General features: G+C 74.4%; 9 protein-coding genes. 6 read left to right on the top strand and 3 right to left on the bottom strand.

All coding sequences use genetic code 11. From position 1 onward, the window contains the following. Nucleotide 1: 1 nt before the first annotated feature. Both ABT369_RS06340 and ABT369_RS06345 read left to right on the top strand, forming a co-directional pair. Nucleotides 2-1,312 (top strand): discoidin domain-containing protein, encoded by a 1,311-nt coding sequence (locus ABT369_RS06340; protein WP_350610634.1) that lies wholly within the window; start codon nt 2-4, stop codon nt 1,310-1,312. 50 nt (nt 1,313-1,362) lie between these two features. Further along, entirely contained in the window at nt 1,363-2,586 is a 1,224-nt protein-coding gene (locus ABT369_RS06345) for a heparin lyase I family protein (RefSeq protein WP_350610635.1), read from the top strand. Nucleotides 2,587-2,608: 22 nt separating this feature from the next. On the opposite strand, the gene ABT369_RS06350 is transcribed toward ABT369_RS06345, so the two are convergent. After that, nucleotides 2,609-5,176, bottom strand: a complete 2,568-nt coding sequence (locus tag ABT369_RS06350) for a helix-turn-helix transcriptional regulator (RefSeq protein WP_350610636.1) — start codon at nt 5,174-5,176, stop codon at nt 2,609-2,611. A 125-nt stretch (nt 5,177-5,301) separates the two neighbouring features. Between ABT369_RS06350 and ABT369_RS06355 the strand changes: the two genes are divergently transcribed. Beyond that, nucleotides 5,302-6,606 (top strand): discoidin domain-containing protein, encoded by a 1,305-nt coding sequence (locus ABT369_RS06355; RefSeq protein WP_350610637.1) that lies wholly within the window; start codon nt 5,302-5,304, stop codon nt 6,604-6,606. 38 nt (nt 6,607-6,644) lie between these two features. Here the strand turns inward: ABT369_RS06355 and ABT369_RS06360 are convergent, their stop codons facing one another. Together ABT369_RS06360 and ABT369_RS06365 are read right to left on the bottom strand one after the other, a co-directional pair. Beyond that, on the bottom strand, nt 6,645-9,260 hold the full coding sequence (locus ABT369_RS06360) for an AAA family ATPase (RefSeq protein WP_350610638.1): 2,616 nt from the start codon (nt 9,258-9,260) through the stop codon (nt 6,645-6,647). A 208-nt stretch (nt 9,261-9,468) separates the two neighbouring features. After that, nucleotides 9,469-10,704: an MFS transporter gene (locus ABT369_RS06365; RefSeq protein WP_350610639.1), complete on the bottom strand. Its 1,236-nt coding sequence runs from the start codon at nt 10,702-10,704 to the stop codon at nt 9,469-9,471. Nucleotides 10,705-11,079: 375 nt separating this feature from the next. Here ABT369_RS06365 and ABT369_RS06370 point away from each other — a divergent pair, with 375 nt between their 5' ends. Genes ABT369_RS06370 through ABT369_RS06380 form a run of 3 tightly spaced genes read left to right on the top strand, consistent with a single transcriptional unit; the run spans nt 11,080 to nt 14,133 of the window. After that, nucleotides 11,080-12,150 (top strand): sugar ABC transporter substrate-binding protein, encoded by a 1,071-nt coding sequence (locus ABT369_RS06370; RefSeq protein ID WP_350610640.1) that lies wholly within the window; start codon nt 11,080-11,082, stop codon nt 12,148-12,150. Then, complete coding sequence (locus ABT369_RS06375) at nt 12,140-12,940, top strand: ATP-binding cassette domain-containing protein (RefSeq protein WP_350610641.1); 801 nt, start codon at nt 12,140-12,142, stop codon at nt 12,938-12,940. The genes ABT369_RS06370 and ABT369_RS06375 overlap by 11 nt, the downstream gene beginning before the upstream one ends. Further along, nucleotides 12,937-14,133, top strand: coding sequence for a sugar ABC transporter permease (locus ABT369_RS06380; protein ID WP_350610642.1), 1,197 nt, complete (start codon nt 12,937-12,939; stop codon nt 14,131-14,133). Before ABT369_RS06375 ends, ABT369_RS06380 begins: the two co-directional genes overlap by 4 nt. The last annotated feature ends 1 nt before the right edge of the window (nt 14,134 follow it).

Below are 14,134 nucleotides of genomic sequence, written 5' to 3' on the forward strand. Positions count from 1 at the left end.
CGTGCTCCGCCGACCGTTGCTCGTCCTGTCCGCGATCGCCGTCGTCCTGCTCGCCGCGGCCCCCGCCGGGGCCCGGCCCGCCGCGGATTCCGCCGCCGCGTCGGCCGGATGCGGCACGAAGCAGGCCCCGTCCGCCGTGAGCGCCAGCGACTACGAGGCCGTCAACCCGCCGCGCAACGCCGTCGACGGCAACCCGGACACCCGCTGGTCCGGCTACGGCTTCGGCGCCTACCTGCAGCTCGAGCTGCCCGCCCCGGCCACCCTGTGCGCCGTGCAGGTCGCGTGGTTCCGCGGCGACGAGCGCTGGAACGACTACACCGTCTACACCTCGGCGGACGGGGTGAACTACCGCAACGTCAACGCCGGCCGCAGCACCGGCACCACCCGGGCGCCGGAGACCTACGCCTTCACCCCGCACCAGGCGCGCTTCGTGCGGATCGCGTTCTGGCAGAACGCCGAGCAGCACCTGTGGGCCAGCATCACGGAGGCGACGGTGCTCGGCGCCGCCCCGGCCGTCTCGAACGTCGTCGTGGCCGTCGGGGACATCTCGCAGACCTGCGTGGCGGCCACGTGCCCGACGGCCCGCACGGCGGCGCTGAGCGCGCAGATCGACCCGGCCCGCATCCTGGGGCTGGGGGACCAGCAGAACGGCAACGACACCTACGAGGACTTCCTGCGGTACTTCGACAAGACGTGGGGGCCGCTGCGGGGCCGGTTCCATCCCACGCCCGGCAACCACGAGTACGAGGTGGCCGGAGCCGACGGCTACTTCCGCTACTTCGGCGCGGCCGCGAAGCCCCAGGGCACCAGCTGGTACAGCTTCGATCTCGGCAACTGGCACATCGTCTCGCTCAACTCCGAGTTCGACCGCAACGAGGGCGGCGCCCAGCTCGCCTGGCTGCGGGCCGACCTCGCCGCGACCGCCAGGCCGTGCGTCGCCGCCTACTGGCACCGGCCGAAGTTCAGCTCCGGCAGCGAGCACGGCAGCTTCCCCAACGTGAAGCCGTTCTGGGACGCGTTGTACGCCGCCGGCGCCGACGTGATCCTCAACGGCCACGACCACGACTACGAGCGGTTCGCGCCCCAGCGCCCCGACGGCGTCGCGACCCCGGCCGGCATCCGCGAGTTCGTCGTCGGCACCGGCGGTGCGGGTCTGCGCCCGTTCGGTACCACCGTCGCCAACAGCGAGCGGCGCATCGCCGACACGCACGGCGTCCTGCGGCTCGACCTCGGCGCGAACGACTACGCGTGGCGCTTCGTCGACATCGACGGCGCCACGCGGGACCAGGGCGGGCCGGTCGCCTGCCACTGAGCCGGCCGGCCTCTTCGACATCGAGCACCCACACTGAGGAGGTACCCCCGATGACATCACGATGGCGGCCGGTCCGGGCGCTGCTGGCGTGCGCACTGGCCACGGCCGGGCTCGCGCTGGCCGCGCCAGGGTCCCCGGCCCACGCCGACCCGGCCGGTGTGACGAGGACCCTGGACTGGGAGAACCCGGCGGACCGCACGGTGCCACCGCCCGGCTTCTACAAGCAGTCCTGCTGCGGTACCACGTCCACCCGGATCGTCAGCGACGTCAAGCGCGACGGCGGATACGCCGCCCGCTTCGAGCTCAACAAGACCGACACCGCGGTCTCCAACGGCAAGCGCTCCGAGCTGACCCAGCCCGACACCCAGCCGGCCAACGCCGAGCGGTGGTACGGCTTCAGCATCTACCTGCCCGCCTCGTGGGTGTACGACCAGTCGCCCGAGATCGTCAGCCAGTGGCACCAGTGCGACCAGTCCCGGTGCGGCGGCGGCTCCCCGCCACTGGCGCTGAAGACCGAGAAGGGCCACTGGAAGCTCGACATGCCGCTGCGCTCGCAGACGGTGGACCTCGACGCCTACAGCACCGGCACCTGGACCGACTGGGTGTTCCACGTCAAGTGGAGCACCGGCGACTCCGGGCTGCTGGAGATCTGGCGCAACGGCGTGTACAAGTTCGGCTTCACCAACAGCCGCACGCACGCCGACACGCAGGGCTCGCCGTACTTCAAGTTCGGCATCTACAAGTGGGACTGGAACAGCGGCAGCACCCACGCGTCGGACACCACGCAGCGGGTCATGTACTACGACGCGCTGCGCCTGGGCGACCAGCGCGCCACGTTCGCCGACGTCGACCCGGCCCGCTCCGGCGGCGGCCCCTGCAACCGTGCGCAGCCGGTGGTGTCGACGTCGGCGAGCACGTACGAGGACGTCAACCCGCCGCGCAATGCCGTGGACGGGAACCTGTCGACCCGCTGGTCCGGGTACGGCTACGGGGCGTACATGACCGTCGATCTGGGCACCCAGCGCACCATCTGCGGGGCCGGGGTGGCCTGGCACCGTGGTGACGTGCGGTGGAACGACTACACGATCTACACGTCGGTCGACGGCGTGACGTACACGAAAGCCTGGGAGGGGCGTAGCAGCGGTACGACACTGCAGCCCGAGGTCACGACGTTCCCGGCCCGCTCGGCTCGCTACGTGAAGTACGCGTGGTGGAACAACGCCGAGGCCAACGGCTGGGCGAGCATCACCGAAGCGACCGCCCTCAGCGCGTGAGGCGGCCGGCCGGCGGCGGGTCTCACCCGCCGCCGGCGGCCAGCGGGGCGAGCGCGAGCCGCTCGGCGAGGTGCCGGCGGCTGCCGATGGCCAGCTTCGTGTAGGACAGCTGCAGCAGATTGCCCACGGTTCGCACCGAGATGCCGAGCCGCTGGGCGATTTCGCCGTTGCGCAGGCCCGCGGCGGCGAGCTCGCACACCTCCCGCTCGCGGGCGGTCAGCCGCGCGGGGGTCGTCAGCGACGGCAGCCACGGCGGCAAGTGGCCGGCACAGCGCTCGGCCGCCCGTCGCCGGGCCCGTGCGGCCGCCGGCGGCGCGGCCGGGTCGCACGCGGCCGCGGCGGCGGCCTCGAGGGCGAATCCGTGGTAGCCCAGCGCGTCGAAGCGCTCGGCCGCGCGCAGCAGCGGCGCGGTCCGGCCGCGCAGCAGGGCCTCGGCGTGCTCGGCGAACAGCTCGAACAGCGGGCTGTCGCAGCGCCCGGCGATGGTCCGCAGCCGCCGGACCGCCGCCGCGGTGCGGGCCGGGGCCAGCCGGACATGCAGGTACGCGCACTCGACGGCGGTGGTGAGCCGGCCCGCGGCGAGGTACCGCTCGGCCAGCCGGTCGGCGCGGTCGGCGGCGTGGGCGTGCCGGCCGCCGTGGGCCAGGACAAGGACCCGGTCCAGCTCCACCCGGTCGCTCAGGGTGCTGCCCGGGGCCACTTGATCGCCGAGCTCGGCGAGGATCTGCCCGGCCCGGTCGGCCTCGCCGAGCGCGGCCAGGCACACCGCGTACTGCCCGGCGATGAACACCCGCAGCGGGAACGGTGTCCGCTCGTCCGCCAGCGCGTACGCCTCGCGCAGTGCCGGGAGGGCCCGCGCCGGCCGGCCCGACCACCACTCGGCGACCCCGACGGCGTACGCGGCGGGCGCGGCGTCCTCGGTCCGGGAGCCGCGCAGCACCCGCGCGTAGTGCCGCCGGGCCACCGCGAGCCCCTCGCGGAGCCGGCCGGTCAGCACGAGCGCGTGGGTCTGGCAGGTCAGGGCCGCCATGCGTACCGCGGTCCAGGTCGCGGGGGCCGGTCGCGGATCGCGTTCGGCGCACACCTGGCCCGGCCGGCCCCGGAAGGTCAGCTGGTAGGTCCGCAGCGCCTCCCCGACGTCCCGGGTCAGCGGCCCGCCGCCCGAGGCGTCGACCGGTGCCAGGGCCCCGCCGGTGAACAGCGCGACCGCCTGCGCGGCGACCGTGAGCTCCAGCGAGTCGTCGGGCCGGTCCACGTGCCGCCGCGCCCGCTCGACCTCGGCCGCCGCCTCGTCGGTGCGCGACAGTCCCCAGAACAGGTTCAGCGCGCGAGCGGCCGCGGCCCGCGGGTCGTCCGGCCGGTCGAGGCACAGCCGCCGCAGGATCCGCTCGGCGTCGGCGGCCCGGCCCAGCGCCACCAGCGCCTCGGCGCGCAGCAGGGCACCGTCGTGGCCGGGCACGGGCCGGGCCAGCCGGGCGGCGAGCACCGGGCGCCCGGCGCCCAGCGCGGCCCCGGCCGCGGCCAGCAGCGTCTCCGGCGGGACGGGCTCGGCCGCCTCGAGCCGCCACCACGCGCGCACCGGACCGTCGTCGGGCCGATCGTCGTCTTCGGCGTGGGCGGCCCGCACAAGGTCGCGGAAGAGCCGGCGGCGCCGCAGCGAGCCGACCGACGGCAGGACGCCCTCGACCTGCAGCGGGTGCGCCGGGCGCAGGACCGCACCGGCCGTCCGCACGACCTGCCCGGCCCCGACGAGGGCGTCCAGCGCCGCCCCGGCGACCACCGCGCGCAGGACCGCCTCCGGCAGCGGGCCCGCCACCGCCAGGTACTCCAGCACCTCGGCCCCGCCCTCCGGCAGCGGCTCGGCGTCGACCGCCCCCAGGTCGCACCAGCGGCGGGGATCGCCGACCGCACCGCGCCAGGACCACACGTCCCGCACGGCGACGAGCCGGCCGCAGGTGAGCCCGACGCCGACCAGCCGGCGCAGCACGAGCGGGTTGCCCCGCGCCGCCCGCCACAGGCCGCGGACCGTCATCCCGTCGACCGGGCCGCCCAGCGCGGCGGTGAGCAGGGCCGCCGTGGCCGCCAGCGGCAGCGGGCGCAGCGGCAGCTCCGTGATCGGGCGCCCCTGCCACCAGGGCGGGGCGGCAGCGGCGGCGGGCCGGGCCGTGAGCAGCAGGCCCGCGCCGGTCCGCTCCGCCAGGTCGCGCACGAGCGCGGCGTCCGCGGCGCTCAGCCGGTCCGCGTCGTCGACACCGAGCACCGTCGGGCGATCCCCGGCCAGCTCCCGCAGCGCCCGCGCGGCCGCGTCGAGCGACGGTGCCTCGCCGACCCCGGCGTCGGCCAGCAGTGCTGCGACGGCCGGCGGGGCGAGCGGGGAGGCGCCGGCGGCGGTACGGGCGACGAGCGCGCCGCTCGCCCCGCAGCGGTCGAGGACCAGGCGGGCCAGCCGCGACTTGCCGAGCCCGGCCGAGCCGATGACGACGACGGCGTCCGAGCGCCGCAGCAGCGTGACGGCGAGCCGGGCGGTGTCGGCGCGGCCCACGAGCGGCCAGCGCTGCTCGGCCGCGGCCCCGCCGGGTTCCGGGGTCACCGCGGGCTCCCGGCCGATGGGGCTCGGCGGTTGAGTACGGATCGCTCATGACCGATGGCCGATGGAGGAACGACCGTGAATGCGTTCAGCCCACCCGAACGGAGGCCGTAACCATGTCCGTACCCATGTTCAAAACCGCACCCGGCTTGGCCCGGGCGCTGCTCGCGATGACCGCCCTGGCGCTGCTCGCCTCGACCGCGCTCATCGCCGTGGCGGCCCGGCCCGCGGCCGCCGCGGGCCCGATCGGCAACGACGCCGACGGCATCGCCATGATGTACCCGACGAAGGCCGGCGGGCAGGTGTGGCGCCTGGGCTCCAACCCGGCCGGCGACTCGCGGCTCGACGGGCCGGCCCTGCGGCGCAACTCGGACGGCACGTTCAAGGTGACCGAGGCGAACACGCGACTCGGTGTCCTGAGCGCCACCTACGACCACGGCGACGAGAACAGTCTGGTGTGGTCGCAGCCGACGCTGCGCAAGGTGGGGTATCAGCACGACGCGTCCGACTGGCGCGATGTGGAGATCACGGGATACGTACGGCTCAACACGACCTCCGACGCCGATCAGGAGTTCACCTGGTATGCCCGCGGCGCCCGGCACACCGGCAGCGGCGCCACCCCGGAGACCTGCTGGGGCACCGCGTACAAGGCGAACCTGCGCTTCCGCGACGGGGCCACCCGATGGCAGAAGGAGCTGTTCCACGACGGCGGCGACGGCTACGCCAGCCGGCCCTGGCAGAACGCCGGCGCGTCGGTGCAGGGCCGGCTCGTCGGCTTCAAGGCGGTCATGTTCAACACCGCGGCCGGGGTGCGGCTGGAGACGTACCTCGACCGCAACAACACCAACACGTGGACCCAGGTCGCGTCCTACGACGACCAGGGCGGCTGGGCGATCGCTCAGGACAACCGCTGCGGCGGCACCCGCGACGAGGTCGTGCGCTGGGGCGGCCCGATCGCCACGTTCCGGTGGGACCTCGCCCAGGACGTCGACGTGACCCGGCTGAGCATCCGGGAGATCAACCCCGGGGCCACCTGCAACCGCGTGCAGCCGGTGGTGTCGGCGTCGGCGAGCACGTACGAGGATGTGAACCCGCCGCGCAACGCGGTGGACGGGAACCTGTCGACGCGCTGGTCCGGGTACGGCTACGGGGCGTACCTGACCGTCGACCTCGGCACGCAGCGCACCATCTGCGGGGCCGGGGTGGCCTGGCACCGTGGTGACGTGCGCTGGAACGACTACACCATCTACACATCCGTCGACGGCGTGACGTACACCAAGGCGTGGGAGGGGCGCAGCAGTGGTACCACATTGCAGGCCGAGGTGACGACGTTCCCGGGCCGGTCGGCTCGCTACGTGAAGTACGCGTGGTGGAACAACGCCGAGGCCAACGGCTGGGCGAGCATCACCGAAGCGACCGCACTCAGCGCATAAGGACGCGCATAAGGATGGGCTCGCGTCCCGGCCGCTGGTCACCCCACGGCCGCCGGTCGGGACGCGGGCGCGGCCAGCACCCGGGCGAGGCCGTCGCGGCCGGTCACGCCGAGCTTGCGGTACACGCGGTAGAGGTGGTTGCCGACGGTGCGGACCGACAGCCGCAGCCGCTGGGCGATGGCCTCGTTGGGCAGCCCGGCGGCGGCCAGGTCGGCGATCTGACGTTCCCGGACCGTCAGCGCGGCCGGCCGGGCGACGCCCTCAGCCCAGGGCGGCACGAACCCCTCGCACCGCTCGCCGAGCGTCGCGAGCAACGGCCGGAACCGGCTGTCGCGAACCTTCCCCTCCATGCGTACGCCCGACGCCGCGGCCTCCAGCGCCACCGCCGCGTAGCCCCGCCCGGCCAGGTCCTCGCAGGCGGCGGCCAGCCGGTCCACGTCGCGGTGCACCAGCGCGTCGACGTGGTCGGCGAAGACCACGAACAGCGGGCTGTCGGCGCGGTCCGCGGCCTGCCGCAGCGCCGCGGCCACCTCGGCACCCGGCCGCAGCCGACCGGCCAGGTACAGGCTGTCGGCGGCGCTCGTGAGCCGGTCCAGGGCCAGGTACCGCTCGCCGAGCGCCGCCGCGATCCGGGCGCCGCCGGCGGCGTCACCGCGATGGGCCCGGCACCGAGCCTCGGCCATGTCCAGATGCCCGCCGAGCACCGAACCGGACGGCAGCCGCGCGCGCATGTACCGCACCGTCGAGGCGGCCGCCGCGCCGCGGCCGAGCGCGGCCAGGCAGGCGGCGTACTCGCTGAACACGTACGCCTGGATGGGGAACGGGGTGTGCTCGTCGATGAGGGCCCGCGCCTCCCGCAGGTAGGGCAATGCGCGCACGGGCCGCCCGGCCCACACCTCGCAGACCCCCAGCTCCAGCGACAGCATCGCCACCTCCGACGCGGCGCCGCGGGGGAGCGCCGCCCGGTGGTACGCGCGCCCGGTGGACAGGGCGGCCGGCAGCTCGCCGGCCATGGCCAGTGCGTGGACGTGGCAGGCCGCGGCCGCGCCGCGCATCGACGCCCACGCGCGGGGCGCCGCCAGGTCACCGTCGCGGAACCCGGCCACGACCCGGGCCGGGGCGCCGGCGAAGACCGCGGCGTACGCGCGGATCGCGGACGCGGCCCCGGCGACGACGCTGTCGGTCACCCCGTCGGAGAGGGCCCCGTCGCCGCGGCCGTCGCCGAAGACGGACAGCGCCAGCGCGGCCACGCCGAGCCGCGGGTCGGCGCGCTGCTCGGCGGGCAGGGTCCGGCGGGCCCGGTCGACCACCGCCGCGGCCTGCTCCGGGCGACGCAGGCCCCAGAACAGGTTGAGGGCCCGCAGGGCGGCCAGCCCGGCGCGGTCGGCCGGCGGCAGGTGCTCGTGGCCGGCGTCGAGCAGCGCCTCGGCCGCGACCGCGTTGTCCTGCGCGACGAGCGCGCCGGCCAGCACCTCCACCCCGGCCGCACCGGCGCTGCGCGCCAGGGACTCGGCGCGGACCGCGTCGCCGCGGTCGAGGGCGTCCCGCGCGGCGCGCAGGATGTCCGGCACGGGCACCGGCTCCCGGGCCGCCAGGCGCCACAGGACCGAGCGCAGGTGTGCGCCGGGGCCGGGCATGCCGGCGGCGTCGACCGCCGCGGCCAGCCGCCTGTAGACCGCCCGGCGGTCGCGGTCGGAGACGGTGGCGCGCATCAGCTCGCCGTACAACGGGTGGCCGCACCGCACCAGCAGCCCCTGGGCGACGCGGTCGACCCGGATCAGCTGCCGCCGCTCCAGGGCCTCCAGCACCGGCAGCGGGGCCAGCGTCTCCAGCGCGTCGGCGGACATCGGCTCGCCGTGCGCCACGTACCGCAGCGCGGCGCGCTCCTGCGTGTCGAGGCGGCGCAGGACGTCGGCGACGAGGTCGCGCAGGCCCTCGTGGGAGCAGATCGTGCCGTGCCAGCGCCACAGCCCGTCGACCGGGCGCAGCCGGCCCGCGGCGAGCCCGGCGTCGACGAGGTGCCGCAGGAACAGCGGGTTGCCGCGGGTGATCCCGGTGAGCCGGCGCAGGGTGAGCCGGTCGAGCGGGCCGCCGAGCACGGCGCGGATCAGCGCGTCGACGGCCGCCGGTCGCAGCGGCCCGATCGACACCCGCTGCAGCGTCGGGCGGGCCTGCAGCGCCCGCAGCGCCGGGGCGTCCATCGCCTCGGGCCGGGCGGTCACGAGCAGCTTGGCGGGCACGGCGCCGACCAGGTGCTGCACGAGGGCGGTCGACGCGGCGTCGAGGTGCTGGGCGTCGTCGATGTGCAGCAGCACCGGCCGGTCCGCGGCCCGCTGCCGCAGCGCCCGGGTGGCCGCGGCGAACGCGCGGGCCAGCCCGTCGCCGCCCGCGGCCGGCAGCAGCGGGGCCGCCGCGGCGAGCGGCAACCCGTCGGCCGCCTCCCAGCCGGACAGGGTCGACACCAGCATGCCGGCGTCCGTACACCGCCGCGCAACCTCCTGCGCCAGCCGGGACTTGCCGACGCCGGCCTCGCCGGTGAGCAGCACGCCGGCCTCGTCGGACCCGCCGAGCAGCGCGGACAGGTGCTCCACCTCGGTCGATCGGCCCACGAGCGGCCAGTGCACCGCCGGGGTGGCAAGGGTCGTCGCAGTCACCGTGGCTCCCACGCGTGTCGGCGGCGACGCGCGGTCGTGCGACACCATCCGTGCGGTGCCGGGACGTCGCCGCGCCCCTATGCTCACCGCCCCGGCCGACCGGCGCAACTGTAGGGGCGGATTCGTGTTGAGCAATGACTACTCATGCGCGCGGCCCGGGCGGCACCTACGGTCCGCTCGGGAGGCCCTCCGCCCGGCCGGGCCGGCGTCACCGCGCGGGGAGCGCCGGCCGGGGTGCGGCGTGCATCCGCCGGTCGACGATCAGGATCAGCACCGCGGCGGCCACGGCGGCCGCGGCCAGCACGAGCCAGAGCGGCACGCTGCCGCCGACCAGGAACACCGCGATCGGCGGGCCGATGGTGTTGCCGACCTGGAACACCGCCCACGCCGCGCCGGAGGAGCGGCCGAGGGCGCCCTTCGGGGCGATCCGCTCGACGAGCGTGTAGAACGCGGGGCTGTACGCGCACTCGCCCAGCGCGAACGTGACCATCATGACGGCCAGGAGCGCGACCTGGGGGCCGCCGGTGAGCGCTCCGGCGGTGTAGCCCAGCAGCCAGGCCACCGCCCACATCAGTCCCATGGTGATCAGGGCCCGGGTCTTGTGCACCCGCTCGACCCAGCGGGACACCGGCAGCTGCCCGATCAGGACCACGGCCGTGGCGACGGCGTAGAGACCGCCGACCAGCGTGGTGGAGCCGGACATCTCGGTGCGGACGATCAGCGGCACGCCGCTCTCCACCTGGGCCAGCCCGAAGGTGACCAGCAGCAGCTGCGCGACGAGCAGGAGGACGTAGTTGAGGCCCGGCCGGAACCGCACGAGCCGCGCCCGGTCCTCCGCCGCGTCGCCGTCCGGTCGCGGCAGCGGCACGCGGAGGAGGATGATCAGCGCGTACACCGCGCAGCTGACCCCGTTCGCCGCGCACATCCACCGATAGCTCGCGGCGGAGCCGAGCAGCACACCGCCGAGCCCGGCCCCGGCCCCGAGGCCGAGGTTGAGCAGCAGGTAGCGCAGCGACATCGTGCGAACCTTGGCCTCGGCGGTGGCGCTGAGCGCGGTGATGATCGGCACCACGGCCGGCAGGAATGTGCCGGTCCCGACCCCGATGACGAGGACCGCCGCCAGCTCGGCGGCGTAGCCGGACCCGAGCGCGACCAGCAGCCAGCCCGCCGTCTGCACCAGCAGCGCGGCGATCGCCACGACCCGCGGCGAGTGCCGGTCCACGAGCCAGCCCCCGGCGACCGACATCGGCACGGCCGCACCGGCCAGGATGAGCAGCAGCAGCGCTATCGCTCCGGCGGACAACCCGCGGAACTGGCTGAGATAGATGGCCAGAAATGGATAGCACAGCCCGGTGCCGACCGCGGACACGCCGTACCCGGCGACGAACCACCATGCCGGAGCGCTGAGCCGCCGTGCCGCTCCTTCGGTCCGATCAACGCGCATGCCAGCCCCTCCCGTGTCGCCTTGCCGGCAGTGTCGAAGATGCCCTCGCCGCCGGAGCGGGTCAACGGCTTCGGCGCGACAGGGCAATCCGCGCCCGCGGGCCCGACCGGCGTGCAACGATCTTGAAATGGCCGCGGCCGCGGCCGCCCGGCGGTGGACCTGTCACAACGGCGCCGGCCCGCCGTGGTCGCGGCGGCGGCCGGCGGGGCGGTGGGACACCGTCAATGGCCTCGGGAAACGCGCCGCCGAGCGCGGCGCAACAGTCCGGTAACTTGATGTTGACGATGCCGAGACAAGCGGCTAGCTTACCTGCTAGGCGGCTGTCGAAGCGCTTCGACAGATGCTTCGGAACGTTGTGAACAAGACGGAGCTGACATGAAGCGAATCATGGCAACGGCCGCCGCGGCGGCCTTACTTCTGACCGGGTGCGGTGGCGGCGGGAACCAGGGCGCGGACGCCCCGGCGAACTCGTCCAAGGACGTCGTCATCGGGTGGATCTCGCCCGACGCGACCTCGTCCACCCGGTGGGACACGCAGGACCGGCCCGCGTTCGAAAAGGCCGTCCAGACGCTGGCGCCGGGCGCAAAGGTCATCGCCAGCACCGCCCCCAACGACCAGGCGATGCTGCAGCAGGCGGAGTCGGCGATCACCCAGGGCGCCAAGGTCCTGGTGATCAACCCGATCACCGCCGAGGGGGCGCTCCCGGTCGTCGACCTGGCGAAACGCGAGCACGTCGCCGTGATCTCCTACGAGGGGCTGATCGCCAAGGCGCACCTCGACGGGTACATCACCTTCAACAACCTCGAGGTCGGTCGCCTGCAGGCGAAGTACATCGTCGACCACGCCAGCCCCGGGGCCAACATCGCGGTCATGAACGGCGCCCAGGTGTGCGAGGCGTGCATCGCGTTCAAGAAGGGCGCGCACGAGGTCTTCGACCCGGCGGTCCAGTCCGGCAAGATCAAGATCGGCTACGAGGCGGACACCCCCAACTGGGAGGCGACCAAGGCCCAGGCCCAGACCGACCAGGCGCTGACCAAGCTCGGCGACAAGGTCGACGGCATCCTCGCCGCCAACGACGGACTGGCCGGCGGCGTCATCGCCTCGCTGAAGTCTCGCCAGCTCAACGGCAAGGTCGTCGTCACGGGCCAGGACGCCACGGTCGCGGGGCTGCAGGAGATCCTGCTGGGCAACCAGACCATGACCGTCTACAAGGACCTGCACAAGCAGGCGCAGGCCGCCGCCAAGGCCGCCGTGGCGCTGGCGATGGGCAAGCCGAACGAGACGGGCCTGACCGACACCTACGACAACGGCGGCAACGCGGTTCCCGCCCTGTTCCTGCAGCCCATGGCGGTGGACCGCGCGAACATCAAGCAGGTGTTCGACGACGGCTTCGTCACCAAGGCCCAGATCTGCACCGGCGACGTTGCGAGCAAGTGTGACTTCTGAGCGCAGCCGCGGCTCCGGCTCCGACCTGCGCCTGGAGATGCACGGCATCCGCAAGAGCTTCGGCAGCGTCGACGCGCTGCGCGGGGTCGACCTCGAAGTGCGGCCGGGCGAGATCATGGCGCTGGTCGGTGACAACGGCGCGGGCAAGTCGACGCTCGTCAAGACCCTGTCCGGGGCGCAGCCCGCCGACGCGGGGACCATCCGGGTCGACGGCGAGCCGGTCAGCATCACCAGCCCGCAGGACGCCGTCCGGGCCGGGATCGAGACGGTCTACCAGGACCTCGCGCTGTGCGACAACCTCGACGTCGTGGCCAACCTGTACCTGGGTCGCGAGCTGCGCAGCCCGCGGCAGGGGCTGTTCGGGCGGTTCCTCGCGCGGGGTCGGATGAGCCACCACGCGCGGCAGGTGCTCGACGAACTGGCGGTGACCCTGCCGGCGTTGAGCACCCCGGTCGCCGCGCTCTCGGGCGGCCAGCGCCAGGCGATCGCGGTCGGCCGTGCGGTGCTGTGGGGGTCGAAGGTCGTCGTCCTCGACGAGCCGACGGCGGCCCTCGGCGTGCAGCAGACCGCCACCGTCTACCGGCTCATCCGCACGCTGAGCGAGCGCGGTGTCTCGGTGGTCCTGATCTCGCACAACATGGTCGACGTGTTCGAGCTCGCCGACCGGATCACCGTGCTGCGTCTGGGCGAGGGGGCCGGGGTCTTCACCCCGGCCGAGTCGACCCCACAGGACGTGATCGCGGCGATCACCGGCGGCAACGTGGTGCCTCTCGGGGGGAAACGAGCATGAGTACCGAGGTGTCGATCGCACCGTCCGCGGCGCGATCCCGTGCGCGCCTGACCAGGTTCAGCGGCGATCTCGGCCCCTGGCCGGTGCTCGTCGGCCTGGTGTGCATCGCCGTGGGCTTCCAGGCGGCGAACTCGGCGTTCCTGACGCCCCGCAACCTGTCCAACCTGATCCTGCAGACCGGCACCCTGGTGGTGCTGACGCTCGGCATCATGCTCGTCCTGCTGATCGGCGAGATCGACCTGTCGATCGGCGCGGTCAGCGGCGTCACGGCCTGCGTCATGGGCATCATGTCGGCGTTGCACGGCTGGCCCGCGTGGGCGGCGATCGCGCTCGCGATCGCCCTGGGGGCCCTGATCGGGCTCGTCCAGAGCTCCTGGATCGTGGCCTTCAAGGCGCCGTCGTTCATCGTGACGCTCGCCGGCATGCTCGTCTGGCAGGGGGCGCAGCTGATCCTGCTCTCCGACCAGAACGGCCAGCTGCGCATCGAGGACTCGGTGATCACCAGCATCGCCTCGAACTACCTGCCCCGGCCGGTGGGGTGGACCCTGACAATGCTCGTCGCCCTGGCCGGCGCGGGATGGGTCGTCGTGCGCCGGTACCTGTCCCAGCGGGCCGGGTACGGCACGAACTCCCTCGCGGCGGACCTGGGCCGGGTGCTGGCCATCGTCGCGGCGCCGATCGTGGTGATGCTCGTCCTCGACAGCTACCTCGGCGTGCCGTACATGCTGGTGGCCGTCCTGGCCGTCACCGTGACCCTGGCCGTCGTCACCGGGTTCACGGTGTTCGGCCGGCACATCTACGCCGTCGGCGGCAACGCGGAGGCGGCCCGGCGCACCGGAGTCCGCGTCGGTTCCCTGCGGATCACCGTGTTCGTGATCGCCTCCGCCCTGGCCGCCTTCGCCGGCATCCTGGAGGCCTCGCGCGGGTTCGCCGTGTCCGTCAACTCCGGCGGTGGCAATGCCGCGCTCAACGCGATCGCGGCCGCGGTCATCGGCGGCACCAGCCTGTTCGGCGGGCGGGGCCGGGTCGTCGGCGCGCTGCTGGGCGCGCTGGTCATCAGCAGCGTTCAGAACGGGCTCGCCCTCATCGGCCAGACGGCGGCGACCCAGATCATCGCGACGGGGCTGATCCTGCTCGCCGCCGTGACGCTCGACATGAGCGCGCGCCGCAAGAACAAGGGGACACGGACGTGAC

The organism is Dactylosporangium sp. NPDC000244, assembly GCF_040300725.1.
Lineage (GTDB): Bacteria > Actinomycetota > Actinomycetes > Mycobacteriales > Micromonosporaceae > Dactylosporangium.

Coding starts and splice junctions, on each gene's coding strand:
- ABT369_RS06345 (WP_350610635.1), top strand. CDS start 1,363: ATGACATCACGATGGCGGCCGGTCCGGGCGCTGCTGGCGTGCGCACTG.
- ABT369_RS06355 (WP_350610637.1), top strand. CDS start 5,302: ATGTTCAAAACCGCACCCGGCTTGGCCCGGGCGCTGCTCGCGATGACC.
- ABT369_RS06365 (WP_350610639.1), bottom strand. CDS start 10,704: ATGCGCGTTGATCGGACCGAAGGAGCGGCACGGCGGCTCAGCGCTCCG.
- ABT369_RS06370 (WP_350610640.1), top strand. CDS start 11,080: ATGAAGCGAATCATGGCAACGGCCGCCGCGGCGGCCTTACTTCTGACC.
- ABT369_RS06380 (WP_350610642.1), top strand. CDS start 12,937: ATGAGTACCGAGGTGTCGATCGCACCGTCCGCGGCGCGATCCCGTGCG.